The sequence below is a fragment of the Vibrio sp. TRT 2004 genome, from assembly GCF_050113735.1.
GTDB lineage: Bacteria > Pseudomonadota > Gammaproteobacteria > Enterobacterales > Vibrionaceae > Vibrio.
The window spans coordinates 12,457-28,097 of the sequence record NZ_JBNJOH010000012.1; the positions used below are offsets into that span (position 1 = coordinate 12,457).

The window sequence follows — 15,641 nt, forward strand, 5'->3', positions numbered from 1 at the left end:
TGCTACCACCCACACCTTGCTCTAAGTGGTGTTAAAGCTTGGTTCAATCCTGTCGTATCAAACTGCAACCCATCCACCGTCTGCGAGTTAGAACGAAGAACAAGCCTTGTATCCGCCGCCATCACCTTCATCATAGATATTGCAGGCAAACCTCTAGCCGAAGAGAACAACACTCCAATATCATCGCTTCTCCAGCTCTGACTCGGACCACCAGCAATAGACACTCGAATTCGTCCATCTTCTATCGCTTCAGGTAGCGCTAACTCAACACGGCTGATCTTATTAATGCAGCTCATCATTAACACCGCCGCCAGTTCACCCTCGGCATGTCGGGATGATAAGGTTAACCAGACGTCGCCCTCTTGCTCAGTATCACTTTCAATCACGTTCAATGGCGCATCACTATCTAAAGTCTCAAAAGCGATGTGCCAAGCTTGCGGCTTATCATCAGATACAGATTGACGATTCGAAGTGGTCGGCGTCCGAAAAACGTCATCAAAACAGCTCAGGCGCTCTAATCGCTCAGAGATTAAGGTGCATTGTTTACCCCTAATCAGTTCAGAACTAACGGACTCTTGAGCCGCATTCGTTGAGAGAGAAAAAACGGCCAAAGTCGACAATAAAATGAGAGATCTCAAATTGTTCATTCTGCTTTGATCTCCAATTTCTGGCATTTATAAGCCAGTGTTCGTTTAGGAATTCCCAAGCTTTCCGCCGTTTTACCTCGATCACCAGAAAAAAGGATCAAGCGCTCACGAATGATAAATTCTTCAAATTCGTTGACGGCTTGTTTAAGGTCTTTGATCGTCGATAAATCACTCTGTGCGGCAAGATAAGGGTTATCCGTCATACCGCTCGACTGAGTGTTCTGCGGTGAGGTCGCGCGTTGCTCGACCCTGTTCAGTTCGAAATCAAGACACGCAATTCGATTCGCCAAGCTGCCTTCACTCACTTCCAACTCATCACGACACTGTGCACAGCCAAACTCGACCAAAAGCTTCAACTCACGGACATTGCCCGGAAATGAGTACTGTTTAAGGCAATCCAACGCTTTGTAGTGCAGACCCCGAATCTGAGTACCGTGTTGTGAATTGAACTCGGCAACAAAGTGTTGGCTTAATAGTTCAATGTCTTCCAATCGCTCCGACAATTTTGGCAAAGTCAAAGGGTACTGAAACAAGCGGTAATAAAGGTCTTGTCTAAATAGTTTGTTTCGCACTTGAGCAAGCAAATTGACATGTGTTGCAGATACCAAACGAAAATCAGAGCTCAGCTCATTCTTACCGCCGATAGGTCTGAACTTTTTCGTTTCCAGCACTCGTAGCAATTTAGCCTGCAAAGCGAGCGGCATATCACCAATTTCATCTAAAAAGAGCGTTCCACCATTCGCTTGTGCAATCAGACCATCTCTGTCAGATTCAGCGCCAGAGAAGGCACCTTTGCAATAACCAAACAGTTCACTTTCGAGTAAGTTCTCTGGGATAGCGGCACAGTTAATGGCAACTAAAGGTTGCGCACTGCGACTTGAGATTTGGTGAATCGCCTGAGCCACCAACTCTTTACCTGTACCTGTATCGCCTTGAATCATAACGGACAACTGAGAGTCCGCCGCGCTGACTATCTGTTGACGTAGCCTCTGCATCACCGAACTTTTGCCAATCAAAGAGTAAGAAAGTTGCTCGGCGAGATCCCTTCGCTTAGTGTCTCTTTGTATATCACTCAAAGATTCAGCGAGCGTTTGAATATCTCGCTGCTCACGCTCCTTCTCTCCCAATAGCCCCCACTGCTTAGTGAAAATATCGATAAACTTAGCGCCATCATCACTGCTAAAGACATCAGTTACTGCTGTCTTTGCACCTTGCATAAAGAGGATCAATTGCACTTGATTGGAATGGAGAGGCAAAGGGCAAATGAACACACATTCAAACGTGCCAATATTCGATACCAACTCAGTGAAAGCTGTATCTCCCCGCCAAAACAGCAACTCATCTGCCGTCAGCGACATCTGACTCGCGTTTTGGAGTACGTGTGCAAAGGGATTATTTAAATCATTCACCCCCCAAGACGCTTCCACTAGCGGATCATGCGGCACAAGTTCACGACCATCTGATGTTGGCATTAGAAGCAAGCATTTTGATAGACCGAGTTCAGTACTAAGAATCTGAGTAAACTTTTCTGTCAGCTCAAATTTACTGCGCGTAGCGATCAACTCCGTCACCAGTTCTAGCCAATTCGACATAGCTACTCTACCTCACCAATAAACTCACCATCTTGAGCCGCTAGATAGATTCGTTTCACGGGTTTCTGTTCGGAGAGCTTATTCAGTAGTGCGAGAGAGATAGGCGGAAGCAATTGACCTTCAATGATGGCTTCTAACATACGCGCACCATTTTCAGAGCGTGTTGCTCTCGACAAAATCTCATCAATCAATGAGTCCTCGATCACCACTTCAGCGTCATAACGTTCACTAAACAGGTTTTCTAAACGAACTAACTTACCGCGAACAATTTGCTCCAGCACTTCTGGGGTAAGTGGCATGTAAGGAATCACTTCCATACGTGCAAGTAAGGCAGGTTTAAAGAATGCGGCTAACTCAGGATAGAGGGCATCATCAAGTTGATCTAGTCTCTCAGCATGGTCAACTATCGTTTGGAAGCCCAAATTCGATGTCAGGAAAAATACGATGTTTTGGCAATCAATTAAGCGCCCTTCACCGTCTGCGAGCTCCCCTTTATCAAACGCCTGATAAAAAAGGTTAAGTACTTCAGGGTGCGCTTTTTCAACTTCATCAAGTAACACAACAGAGTATGGCATCTTACGAATGGATTCCGTCAGCACACCACCCTCTCCGTAACCCACATAGCCTGGGGGTGAGCCGATTAAACGCGAGACTGTATGCTTTTCTTGATATTCAGACATGTTAATCGTCGTCAAGAACTGTTTGCCGCCATACAAGCTTTCAGCAAGCTGAACCACTGTCTCGGTTTTACCTACACCACTTGGCCCTACAAGTAAGAAAGCCCCTTTCGGACGCCCCGGTCGGCGTAAATCAGCGCGCGCAGTGAGAAGATGTTTGTGGACGCGTTTGATCGCAACATCCTGACCTTTAATCGCTTGACCAAGTATCGTGGTTAAATGAGTGATCTTATGCAGTTCGTCGCTGTTCATCTGGTCAACCGGAACACCGGTCCAGTCCGCCACGACTTCTGCCACTTGTTGGGCGTCAACTTGGGCATAAATCAAACGGTGATCATGAGGAATGGACTCTAACTCTTCATACTTAACGCGAATTTGCGCTAGAGTTTCGCTGCGTTGCTCATCACTAATAGGGGCTTCGTCATTGACTTGCGTTAGAGAAGCTCTAAGTTCAATGATCGTTTCAACTAATTGCTTTTGTTGTTGCCATTGCTCAGTTAAGCGATTGTGCTCTTGCTCGTTTGCAATCTCTTCTGTCTTAAGTTCATCAAGCCTTTGCTGATTAACCTCTTTGCCTAATAACTGAGCGCGTTCAAGCATATCAATTTCAAGTTGGCGCTGATGGCAAGCGGTTTCGATAAAGGCTAAACGCTTTGGTGGGGCGGTAAGGTTGATGGCAATACGTGCACAAGCAGTATCAAGAACATCAATCGCTTTATCCGGCAGCTGTCTACCAGAGATGTAGCGTGCCGAAAGCTCAGCCGCCGCCTTCAGTGCATCATCGGTGATCAGCACATTATGAGTTTGCTCATAGACCGAGTTTAATCCTCGCAGGATATCGACCGCTTGTTCGACGCTAGGTTCATCTAACTTAACGAGTTGGAAGCGACGTGTAAGCGCTGGATCTTTCTCAAAGTACTTTTTGTATTCTTTCCATGTGGTTGCAGCAATCGTTGACAGCTCACCACGAGCGAGAGCTGGCTTGAGCAAATTCGCCGCATCCCCACTTCCTTCTTGGTTACCCGCACCAATGAGGTTATGAGCTTCATCAATAAACAAGATGATCGGTTTTGGCGAGTGCTTAATCGCTTCAATGACGCCTTTTAGACGCTTTTCAAATTCTCCTTTCACAGATGCACCCGCTTGGAGCAATCCTAGGTCTAAAGAGTAGAGTTCGACACCTTGAAGTGGCAACGGAACGGAGCCCGCAACAACACGAAGCGCTAAACCTTCAATCATGGCACTCTTACCAACACCTGCATCACCGACCACAATCGGGTTGTTTTTACGGCGACGGCAAAGAATATCAATCATCAAATTGATTTCACTTTCTCGACATAACACTGGGTCGAGTTCGTTCTGACGCGCTTGTTCTGTCACGTTAGTGCAGTACTTGGTCAGCAGAGATGTATCGGAGTTTTGCGTAGTAAGCGCTTTCGGCTGTTCTGCGACTTGTGTCTCTGAAGAATCAGACAAGATAACATCAAAGTGCTTTTTCAAGTTTTCACGATTGATCACGTCCAACAAACGAACGAGTTTCTGATCCATATAACGATCTGCACGAGTGAGCGCTGCGAGTAAAATCGCGCCAGAGCGCAGTTCTGTTTGATTCAGATCCGTGGTGGAAAGCAACCAAGCTTCTTGAACAAGCTCGACAAGTAACGGAGAAAACGCAGGGTAGCCATCTAAATACTGACCCCGAACAAAACTACTGGATATCGCCTGTTTAACATCATCTAGGGCTAAGTCAGACTGTTTTAAAATGACTCGAATATCCGAAAGTGGATTGTCTAAAAGAACCTCAAGATAGTGTTCAAACGTAATTTCACTGTGCTGGCGCTCCATACAAACAGTTGCAGCCTGTTCAAGGGCGAGCTTGCTCTGTTGATTTAGTTTCGAGATGAGTGTTGGTAGTTCAATGCGTATCACGGCAATCACCTAGCCTTTAATTATTCTAGTTATAAGATTTGTTTTAATTGTTCGATTACGTCACTGGTTTTGACGTGTAACAGGTAGCTATAGACAAGGAAGGTTCCTCCCCAAAGCAATATGAAACCGGCAAATACCGACCACAATGGGATTTGCTTACTGAGCTTGTATTTGGAACGCACGACGTGCTCTGTCGCACTGGTTAGATGAGAGATGTCCACCTCATGATCTTGATTGATCAACTTGTGTAACTGTGAGATGACTTTTTCCCGTTCCAACTGACCGGACTCAATAACACGGTACTTACCTTCAAAACCTAAAACCAAACACTGGTAGATAAATTCAAGCAAGGGCTTGTATTGTTGAGGCTCAGTTTCAAGTCGCTTAAGAATGGTAAACACTTTCTCTCCACCCCAGGTTTCATTGTGAAAGCGTGACAACATGGAATGTTCAGCCCAGATAGTCGAAGCACCCCACGCCGTCCCCATCACAGCTTCATCGAGGAAAGTGCACAAGATATAGCGATAAGCCATTAACACTGCATGCTCATAACCTTGCTCCGTTAGCTCAATTTCGATGGTCTTAATTTCCTCGATGGTTTGAGCGTAAATCGCTTCAATATTGTTGCATTCAGACAGCTGTCGAACTCGCAGTGATAAACCGAGAAGTGGCGTCGCCGCATCAATAAGAGGGTTAGAGACACTCCCCCTAAGCTGAAACCAATAATCTTGGTCATGGTTGATTTTTTCTACATCGTCGTGGAGTAAGCCGCTGAACTCACCCTGTTTCTTATTGTTATCCATGGATTAACTCCTAATCGCCCAGAACTGGAGATCAAGTTCTTCAAAAGCAGCGGCCACATGGAAAGCGAAACCACTAGAATGCGCTAGCATTCCCCATTCAGTGCTGGTTTTATCAAGTTGGTAATAGGTATAGCCTGCGTGGTAAGGCAGTTGTCGAGGAGCGACGGGCAAGACCACTAAAGGGATGCCCGGCAGTTGAAGTGAAATAAGCTCACGTATTTTCTCAACCGACGACACTTTCGTTTGTTGCGTAAATTGACGACGCAATTCATCCATAGGCATACGAGCTTTAACAGCAATGATAAAGTCAGCCGTATCCATCAATTGAGGATCCTGAATCGCCGCAACCATTAAGCCGTACTTACGTTTGTCTAGTTGAATTGAGACTGCTCTAGGCTCTAGAACAACGCTGAGTGACTGACGCAAATTGCGAATAAGCGGCCAGAACGATTCCGTTGGCATATCGTGGTTGTAACTCTCCGTTTTAGGTGGCAAACGACTTTCGTCGGTAAAGGTCGCCAACTCTCCGGCAATCGTAGACAAGCACTCAAACAGGCGTTCAGGATGGAGGCTTCCCAGCTCAGCGAGGTGTTGGATCTGAGGTTGTAATCGGTTTAACGCTTGTAACAGCATAAAGTCAGAAACGTCCGCCACACCACCTTGAGATGGAGAGCTAATACGTTGTGCGATGTTCTTCGCTCGCTCACGCATTAAACCTGATATCTCGTTCACAAAACGGTGCAATACCAAGTTTCCAGCCACATTAACATGACAAGGGAAGAAATCAGGGTCCATCACGACACTGCCATCAGGTCGCTTCTCCAATATGCGCCCCACCGCCATCGATGCATAAGCACTTCTATCCTCTTTCTCCAACATCAGTTGGACACGCATCGGGGAAACGTCAATCGTTGTCATGTCCCCCTGCAAAGTATGGACATCGCGAACCTCAAGCCGACGGCTTTCGTAACGTCCAGTACCTTGAGCATCTGGCCAATTAATTTCCATCAGTGACTCACTGCGAAGAGGAATCGCTAAATAAACCAACTGGTTTGCGAGAGACGCATCATCAATATCCAATGCATCAGGCAAGGTGTCTTCTTGCGGAATACGAAAAACCGTTCCATCAGGCATGATGCCAACTGCTCGCTCGATAGCGATACGACCAAACGATAAATATTCTGGATTGAGCGAAAACTCAGATACACCATACAGATAACGACTTACCGAACTCAAACGCTCATCGATGCAATATTCCGTATAGCGTTGTTGTTGCTGGAAATGCTGTGGTTTGATAAACAAACCTTCATTCCAAATAACACGATTTCGTGAAAACATCTTATCTATTCCACCTTTTCCAACTTAACGTCGTAGTCACTAAGAAGCATCAGTAAGTGATACTCTCTGCCTTTATTAATTACTTTGACGGCCTTCTTCCATTCGCTCAGTTCGATGTCAGAAAATTTCGCCATAATCCCGATGTAGTTCGTCTCTTCATCGACCTCAATGGCGTTGACGAACTTGAACTGACCGGGTAACAAAACGTAGTCGTAACTTTTAACAAAGTTACTTTTCAGCGCTTTCTCGTAGTCTTCTTCCATCTGGTCGTAACTAGAAGACATAAACATCGAGTCATCCACCAGCTCAAATACTTGGATCTCCACTGGAGAAGCTTGCCCCAAAATACTTGGGTTAACTTCCTCTCGCGCGACAATGCTAAAGGTGACCTTGGTCGGCAACTCAGTCGGATCATAAGGCTGAGGTTCACTGCTACAGCCAATGAGAAACATCGAGAAAGCGCATATCCATAGCAAATATCTCACCTTTAGAACTCCAGCTGTTTCTCACGGATTTTCTTGTCGTACGCCTGCTCAAAAATTTCCCAGAACAGTTTTTCGAAACCTTGTTGGCGATGTGAGGCGAGCTCTCGGTAGTAGTTGCAGTACATGTTCCAAGCCCAAGCATCGTTATTTTGGCCAATATCTTGGTGAGGACGTTTATAGTTTTGGAATCGGCGCAACAGCACTTGTGGTGAAAACGCATTCAGAACTTGCGTTAACGCTTCTCCCGTCGCATGTTGCATCGCTTCGTTGTGGGCTTGAACATTCTTTAAGCTCTCTTCAATCGCTGCAGGAGCCGAAAGGTGCACGGCACTTTTCTCAGAGTCGTACAGAGTCTTAATGGTTTCTTCATATGACAAACCAAGACGTAGTGGGTTATCTTCAATCGGTTGAAGGTTTCTATTTAAGGTACCAAAACGTCCTTCACTCACGTGTTGGTGAAGTTCCAAAATGCCCTGTATACACGCTTGTAATGATTCACCCATCTCTTGGGATAGCATATGCATACGTTCAATGTCATCGGTATGGTTGACGTTCGCACCTAGCCCATTAAGCATTGGCCCTGTTAATAGGTGCCCTCCCGTATTGGCAAGGTTTTTAACGGCTGCCGGCTCCGACTGAATACTTTTTGCTACTTCTTCCTCTAGCAAATCTAGTGTTTGCTCATCCATTTGAAAGTCCTCTGAAACGTTGTTAGCTGCTATTTGTTGAGACTCAAGCGGCACCGCTCGGTCTGATTTTAATGTGGGTTGTTCTGTTTTCGCACTTTGACGCTTAGACTGCTTTTTGCCGCCAAACCCAAAGCTAAGAATTCTTTTCAGTGACATCGAAGATGAAATTTCGTTGTCGCTGTCAGCTTGCACGGTGAAGTTAGGATCCCTTAATGTGAGGTCGTTTTCAGGAACCAGTCCTTGCGTGTCAATTTCCGCATTAACGTCCACCAACTCTCCATCAATCAAAGACTCTTCTTTGTTGGGCGAAATCAGCTTATCCAAAGCGGCGATTGGATCTGAGTTTTCAACTTGCTCCTTTTGCTCATCGTAGTCGCCATCGGGCACTTCATCAGAAAGCAGGTCATCGTTCGTCGTTTCGAACATACTTGCTAAAGAACCCGTGGTGTTGTCTTCTTCTAGATCACCTAAGGCAACTCGCACTTGGTAGGGGCCGATTTGAATGTGATCTTTGTGAACCAGTTTCGCCAGCAAATCTTTGCCAATCGGCATTTCTGTACCATTGATATAAGTCTCGCCACATAGATCTTTGAGGCAGAACGCGCCATCGTGCACTACGATTTCACAATGCTGCGGATAAATATGACCACTAGTGTCTTTAAGCACCCATTTGGAATCCAATGACGAACCTATTACGCCTCCGTTTGCATCCCAATCCATTCGCACAGATAAGCCCGACTCCAACTTCTGAGCATTGATAATCAAAAGGTTTAAATTGAGTTTTTCAGTCGTTTCCATCATTACTGCCTTACCTGAATGAGTACGCTTTTGTCTTTTTCGTTGGTTCCAAGAAAGGAAGTCCAACCAAGCGCTATGTCCGCAGATCCACCTAACACAAAGTCAGGCGCTTCGTTATCGTCCATCGTCAGCTCTAGGTCATACGCCATCTGCTCACGCAAAATGAGCTCGACCAATTTACACAGAGGTCCGAACTCTTGACCTGAAGGTAAGAAGTCGGAGAATTTTTTTCTCGATAACCGGCTAATACAAATAGTAAATTTGCCGTTACAATCGACCACTGATTCCCCAACCATTGATGACACCCCAAGTTGAGAGTTGGCGCTCCCCACGCGAGTTTGCTGCGAGGGGTCAATTCTTACTGTACGTCGCGTCCACTGCCTAATCTCGACCTCTTCGAGATCAAAGCAGTGTGCAATGATTCCCGACACCACTTGAGGCGAGCGACTACGTCCGGCGAGTGTTCCCGAATAAGCCAACATCTTGCACCAGTTGATTGGTGTGTCCCCTCGGAGGTCAGGCGATCCTAGACCGACCAATGACAGCAATTGCGCTGAGAAGTCATCTTGCGCATCTGGCTGAAAGCGCACAAAGTAGCGATATTTTCTCCAGATTCGATAAACCAAATTGATCAGGCGGTTATTAAAAAAATCCACAAACGGCAGCTTGGCACCACCAGGCTCTTCATTTAATAACTGCTCAACCACGTACCCGGGAAGCGGTGACTGCGCACCTGACAGCCCAAAGAAATTGGTCATCATGACCATTCTCTCGTCGTTGAATAGATCCAATCGATTCACATCCGACGGAGAGAAGCCTAGGCTTGGGTTGGCACTAAACACTAATTTGCACTGCCGCTCCCAGATATCCTCTTCTGGATTCATCTCATTCAGTTTTTGTAGCAACTCAACAAGCTGATAGAAATTGTATTCGTGGACATCATTTGGCATCGCTACCATTTCAGGCAGCTCTACTCTTTCCACTAAATCAGTGGCTGCATCCCTGCCTGAGTACCCCATGTGTACCTCTCTTGATTAGTGATATTGACCACGTGTAATTCATGGAATGAGTTAATGCTCGCGTACAGGGCAAAGAAATGGCTCAACACTGTCCCAAATAGGAACAAGTCACCTTCTGAACCAAAGCCTGATTGATCCATATGCAGCGTCGATTGAAGACCACGAACCGGTAACCCTCTTAGAATCTTATCTACTGGTTTAGACTCTATCTTGTGAATCGCATCTAACCTCTGTCTCGATACCATCTCTGCCTGCCTATCAACCAAAGCTTTGAAATCGTAGGCTCTAAGTACGCTGCTAAGGGCATCTTTTGACAGCAACGATAAATAATTCAGTGACAAGTTAGAGATGAGTGTCCATAGCAAGCTGCCATCCAAAACGGGGCGTAGTGATTGCGAAGGCACAGAAATATTGGTGAAGGTAGCAAACGGTGGCGAGGTATCCGTCATCATACAGATATCCCCCACACCCAACTCGAGTGGTAGCAGTCTGTTGGTACAGTTGAGCTTAATTGAGACCGCTTCATCAACATCAAACGATGTCGTTTCATCGCTTCGGACAAATGAGATAAAGGATTCAAAACCATCAGCGCGAATACTATCTTTGACACGTAACCGGTAATAGAGAGCCGTTCGATTTCTTACCCTTTCAACTTCATGCTGAAAACTTTCAAACGATGAATAAATACGCTCAGTTCCGCGAACTCTTTTTCCTTGAGATGTGGTGTCTTGCCATCCCGAAACACTTTCTATGTTAAATATTTCATAGTGGGATGGCTTACGGCTTGACGGCACCACTCTATACTCCGACTGACGACCAGTCAGCGAGATAGGGTCTGCATCGTGTTTAAACAGATTAATGATTGGTGTGCAATACAGCTGAAAATTCTCTTTTGTGATCCTTACGTCGACAGGAAGCGTTTTGGAGAAATGCAGCTTAAGCGTGAACTGTCCTGTCACATTTTTAGGGATCGCCTTATCGAGACCTGATAGATCAAAGAAATGAAACGCCTCAGAAAAGGATAAGTATTCTTGTAGGATTCGATAGCCTTCATACACATTGGTCGGATACGGCAGCAACGCATCCTCACTATCAAAACCTACGGGTTTGAAATGATCTTTTGCTAGAGGAAACTCAGTGCCAGCAACATCGATGCTGATTTTATCAAGGTAGTGATTTAACCAAAGGTAAAGCATTTGTGAGCTGTACTGATCTCCACCTAGGTAAAAGCGGAGACTGTCCAGCAACGAATGACCAACGTTAACATCGCCAATAAGTTTTAATTCAATATCAATCGTAGAGGCATCTCTCGTGTGCTGGGCTTTGACATCATGACAGCCCAATGGATAAAGCTTCACTTCTCGACAAGTTTGAAATTGGCATTTCGTGCCAAGTACCGGCTTACTGTCGACTTTGGTCCCTTTAGCGATAACGTGTTGCTCGCTGAGACCCGTCTTTGGAGTAAAAGCCAATATACACATGCTAGGGATCGGCCTTAGATAATTAGGCCACAACATGTTAATCATTGAGTGGGTCAGTTCAGGGAACTCATCTTCCACTTTTTGTCTCAGTCTCGCGGTCAGAAAAGCAAAGCCTTCTAGTAGACGTTCAACGTCCGGATCCATGGTTCTGCCATGGAGAAAACGAGAAAGCTGAGGGTGAATTTCCGTAAACTCTCGCCCTTGCTCCTTTAAAAAAGCCAGTTCCTCTCTGAAGTACTTATCTTGAGTCATAATCCCTAAATCACTCGATATTTTCTGTTTTGGTCGAGCAGCAAACTGAACTGAACGCGATCATGTATTGCTTCACTGTTGATTTCCGCTGTAATTTTGAATTTCAACGACAGGGGACTGTAGCTATCGGTTTCAGGCACAACTTCGACCTTCTGTAGCCTAGGCTCAAAGTTATTCAGACAATCCTGAATAGCGAAGGTGATTTTAAGAGACAAATCAAGCGTATCTAGCGTCGCATCATTAAAGTCGATTAGGCCTAACTCTCGTGAGCTTTGAGCACCACCAACACGTGTGTTTAAAATTCTCGAAACATTCAGCTTGATTGACTTGAGCACATCGCTGGCATCAGGTCCTTGAGTTAAAGAGACGTTATTAGAGTTGGCTTCTAAACGTTCGAAGAAGCCAACACCAAACGTACTTTCTTCCGGTGCAAAGTACGCCATATTTATTACGCCTGATCTAAACGACCAACCAAGGACAGTTCGAAGTTCGCACCCATGTATTTAAAGTGAGGACGGACAGACAGAGAAACCTGGTACCAACCTGGATTACCCTCTACGTCAGCAACTTCAATCTTCGCGGCGCGAAGTGGGCGACGACTGCGTACGTCTGCCGGCGGGTTCTCCTGATCAGCAACGTACTGCTTAAGCCACGTATTTAGCTCACGCTCTAAATCTTGACGCTCTTTCCATGAACCAATTTGCTCACGCTGCAAAACCTTGATGTAGTGGGCTAAACGGTTGACGATCATCATGTAAGGTAACTGCGTACCCAGTTTGTAGTTGGTTTCCGCTTCTTTTCCTTCCTTAGTATTGGGAAAGATTTTTGGCTTCTGAATAGAGTTTGCAGAGAAGAACGCAGCGTTGTCGCTACCTTTGCGCATTGTCAGTGCAATGAAGCCTTCTTCAGCTAACTCAAATTCTTTGCGGTCAGTAATTAATACTTCCGTTGGAATCTTCGCTTGCAACGCACCCATAGACTCAAATAGGTGTACTGGCAAATCTTCAACGGCACCACCACTTTTCGGACCAATAATGTTTGGACACCAACGGTATTTAGCGAAGCTGTCTGTAAGACGTGTTGCAAAGGCGAAAGCCGTATTACCCCACAGATAGTGCTCATGAGATTCTGTAACACTTTCTGTGTAGTTAAATGATTTGATTGGATTTTCTGCTGGGTCATAAGGAACACGCAGAAGAAAACGAGGGGCAGTTAGACCGAGGTAACGTGCATCTTCAGACTCACGTAGTGAGCGCCATTTGGTGTATTTCGGGCTCTCAAAGATCGATTTAACGTCTTTAATGTTTGGAAGCTCTTCAAACGAGTCGATACCAAAGAACTCAGGACCAACACTTGAAATAAATGGAGCATGAGCCATAGCACCAAGTGCACCCATATATTGAAGCAGCTTCATATCTGGTGTAGAAGGCGTAAAAGTAAAGTTACCCAAAATTGCGCCCGTTGGTTCGCCACCAAATTGACCATAGCCAGAAGAATAGACATGCTTGTATAGACCTGATTGTGTCGTTTCTGGTGCAAACTCAAAATCTTCAAGTAACTCTTCTTTGGTCACATGCAGCAGGTCAATCTTGTTGTTTTCACCAAAATCAGTGCGATCAACGAGCAGTTTCAAACCACGCCAAGCAGACTCCATTTGTTGAAACTGGCTGTCGTGCAAGATTTCATCCATCTGCGCGCTAATTTTTTTATCTAACTCAACCAGCATTTGATCAACAAGAGACTTATTGACCGCTTCTTCCGCTTGTTCAGAACCAATTAAGTTTTCGATGAACGCCGCAACGCCTTTTTTGGCAATATCGTAGCCTTCTTCAGTTGGCGCGATCTTAGTCTGCGCCATGATTTCATCCAGTAAGCCGCCTTCAGCCAGCTGGGGTCTTTCAAGTACCGTTTCTGTAGACATCAGGTTTTTCCTAATCCATTAAATGACGAATGTTATTGGTCAGTATTTTGTTCTATTTAGCGTCTTCACTGACAAGGTTTAGCTCTTCGAGAAGCTTGTCACGCGAGTCTTGTGAATGCAGCAACTCTTGTAAGCGATCTCGGAAAGCTGGAATGTTGCCTAGTGGACCTTTTAACGCAACCAATGCTTCACGAAGTTCGATAAGCTTCTTAAGCTCAGGAACCTGACCAGCAATGGAGTCCGGTGCAAAATCAGCCAATGATTTAAAATTCAATTCAATAGGCAGTTCTGCATTTTCATCTTCAGTAAGCTTGCTTTTCACTGAAGTCGTCAGACGCAACTCACTTTCACGCATCACAGATTCAAAATTGTTCTTATCTACTGAAACGGTACTGCGCTCTTCAACAGGGGTATCTTCGGTGTGGCCCTTAAAGTCCCCAACAACCAATGTTTTGAGTGGAAGTTCAACTTCAGCTTGAGCGTCTCCTGTAGCCGGAATATATTTAATATTAATCCGCTCTTTAGGAGCTACGCTTCCTTCCTTAGACATAATCAAAGTTCTCCGATATTAAATTTAAAAGGAATGGCATTTATATTGACAATAAAGTAATCAGCCGATTGCTCGCAAAGAACACCAGGCTGAATAATTCTACTATCAGATAATAATTACAGATTTATAAACATCTAATTTGACATTTCACTAATTTAGCGATCGCTATCTTTTATATTAAGATCACAATCCATCAAACAACTATCGCACACTAAATTACCGAACGTCGTCTGCGAAAAATGATTTATTAATAAGTATTCCAAAGATAGTCATAGTGGTAAAAATAGTTGATTTCAGACAGTTCATTTTTAAATGCTTCGGAGTGAGGAATTTGAACGTCTGTGATTCGATCTAAGGTTTGTTGATAATTAGCCTCAACCTGCCGGTATATACTACTGAATCTGTCTTGTCCGGCATTTTCTAAATAGAGTTCATAGTATGCCTTTGCCTTTACCAAATCGGTCGTGACAAAGCGGTATCGGAGACTGTTGCCACTATAGATATTGCCTAGCGTAACTAAAGAGGTAATGTCTCCTTGCGTCAGACCAGCCTCTCTCCACTCAAGAGCTTCCTGAAACTTGCCATTAGACTCCAAGATAGCGACATACCGCTTGATCGCAGGAATATACCCCGCTGTCGCTGCGTTTAAGTATAGGCTGCGCGACTTTTCGAATCGTTCACTTGCGAAGAAGTAATCACCTTCCCCATTCTCCAGCCTTTGCGCACTGGTCATGTAAGCGTTAGGTATTTCGAACGCCATAGCCTTATCTAAGTAATACTCAGATAGGTCGGCGTCTGAAGCGTGAAAATAGTCTGATAAATATAAATAGGCGAGACCCGGTGACTTAGCCCCCATCTCAATCAGGCTGTTATAGTACTGAGTCTTATATTTGTCGCGCTTTGCAACGCTTAACCAGTCCCCATAACGATACAGATACTTAAGAGCGGGTTTGCTCCCGGCTTGCGCAGCTTTTATCAAGTAGTCTCTTGCATAGCCCGTAGCTCTTACACTGTCTTGGAAACCCATCATCTCCATCGCGTACGCATAGGCGCCATCAGGATGATCATTATCTGCTGAATACTTGAGATAAGCTCTCGCTTCTGTGTTGCGAAACTGCGCTCGAAGCAGCTTGCCATACTCATAAGCCTCTGCCGCCGACATTTTCTCGACATCATAATTTTCAATGGCCAACGCACTGAAACTATACGTAACAGTGGCTAGAATAATGGACAGCAGTTTGGTGAACTTTTGCACGACTACCACCCTGTGACTCGACATCATAACCGATCAGTTTCCCTACTCTCGCCGCAGGTTATTATAATATTTTACCGTACCAGAACCTGCTATTTAAGGCATGAGTTACATACCATCACCAACTTCTAGAGGCCGAAAACAACCCTACTTAATCATCATATTTCAAAAAAAATAACTAAGAATAAACTTACGTAATATTAGGAAA

13 protein-coding genes are annotated in these 15,641 nt (G+C 45.0%); all 13 read right to left on the reverse strand.

Annotation, left to right across the window (positions count from 1 at the left end; translation table 11 throughout):
* Positions 1-2: 2 nt before the first annotated feature.
* A complete protein-coding gene (gene vasI / locus ACQEXR_RS07180) occupies positions 3-647 on the reverse strand; it encodes a type VI secretion system-associated protein VasI (RefSeq protein WP_427020022.1) in 645 nt (214 codons plus the stop codon).
* Entirely contained in the window at positions 644-2,239 is a 1,596-nt protein-coding gene (locus ACQEXR_RS07185) for a sigma-54 interaction domain-containing protein (RefSeq protein ID WP_426952315.1), read from the reverse strand. Before ACQEXR_RS07185 ends, vasI begins: the two co-directional genes overlap by 4 nt.
* A gap of 2 nt (positions 2,240-2,241) precedes the next feature.
* Positions 2,242-4,761, reverse strand: coding sequence for a type VI secretion system ATPase TssH (gene tssH / locus ACQEXR_RS07190; RefSeq protein WP_427020041.1), 2,520 nt, complete (start codon positions 4,759-4,761; stop codon positions 2,242-2,244).
* Between the two features lie 113 nt (positions 4,762-4,874).
* Positions 4,875-5,648, reverse strand: coding sequence for a type IVB secretion system protein IcmH/DotU (gene icmH, locus ACQEXR_RS07195; RefSeq protein WP_427020023.1), 774 nt, complete (start codon positions 5,646-5,648; stop codon positions 4,875-4,877).
* Between the two features lie 3 nt (positions 5,649-5,651).
* A complete protein-coding gene (tssK, locus tag ACQEXR_RS07200; protein ID WP_138971022.1) occupies positions 5,652-6,986 on the reverse strand; it encodes a type VI secretion system baseplate subunit TssK in 1,335 nt (444 codons plus the stop codon).
* Positions 6,987-6,991: 5 nt separating this feature from the next.
* Complete coding sequence (tssJ, locus tag ACQEXR_RS07205; protein ID WP_331416361.1) at positions 6,992-7,471, reverse strand: type VI secretion system lipoprotein TssJ; 480 nt, start codon at positions 7,469-7,471, stop codon at positions 6,992-6,994.
* Positions 7,472-7,473: 2 nt separating this feature from the next.
* Positions 7,474-8,958: a type VI secretion system-associated FHA domain protein TagH gene (gene tagH, locus ACQEXR_RS07210; RefSeq protein ID WP_426952335.1), complete on the reverse strand. Its 1,485-nt coding sequence runs from the start codon at positions 8,956-8,958 to the stop codon at positions 7,474-7,476.
* Positions 8,959-8,960: 2 nt separating this feature from the next.
* A complete protein-coding gene (gene tssG, locus ACQEXR_RS07215) occupies positions 8,961-9,977 on the reverse strand; it encodes a type VI secretion system baseplate subunit TssG (RefSeq protein WP_427020024.1) in 1,017 nt (338 codons plus the stop codon).
* Positions 9,941-11,710, reverse strand: a complete 1,770-nt coding sequence (gene tssF / locus ACQEXR_RS07220) for a type VI secretion system baseplate subunit TssF (RefSeq protein WP_427020025.1) — start codon at positions 11,708-11,710, stop codon at positions 9,941-9,943. Before tssF ends, tssG begins: the two co-directional genes overlap by 37 nt.
* Positions 11,711-11,715: 5 nt before the next feature.
* Positions 11,716-12,153 (reverse strand): type VI secretion system baseplate subunit TssE, encoded by a 438-nt coding sequence (gene tssE, locus ACQEXR_RS07225; RefSeq protein ID WP_426952306.1) that lies wholly within the window; start codon positions 12,151-12,153, stop codon positions 11,716-11,718.
* Positions 12,154-12,158: 5 nt separating this feature from the next.
* A complete protein-coding gene (gene tssC, locus ACQEXR_RS07230; RefSeq protein ID WP_171052132.1) occupies positions 12,159-13,634 on the reverse strand; it encodes a type VI secretion system contractile sheath large subunit in 1,476 nt (491 codons plus the stop codon).
* 49 nt (positions 13,635-13,683) lie between these two features.
* On the reverse strand, positions 13,684-14,181 hold the full coding sequence (gene tssB, locus ACQEXR_RS07235) for a type VI secretion system contractile sheath small subunit (RefSeq protein WP_138971014.1): 498 nt from the start codon (positions 14,179-14,181) through the stop codon (positions 13,684-13,686).
* Positions 14,182-14,428: 247 nt separating this feature from the next.
* Complete coding sequence (locus ACQEXR_RS07240; protein WP_427020026.1) at positions 14,429-15,436, reverse strand: sel1 repeat family protein; 1,008 nt, start codon at positions 15,434-15,436, stop codon at positions 14,429-14,431.
* Positions 15,437-15,641: the final 205 nt, after the last annotated feature.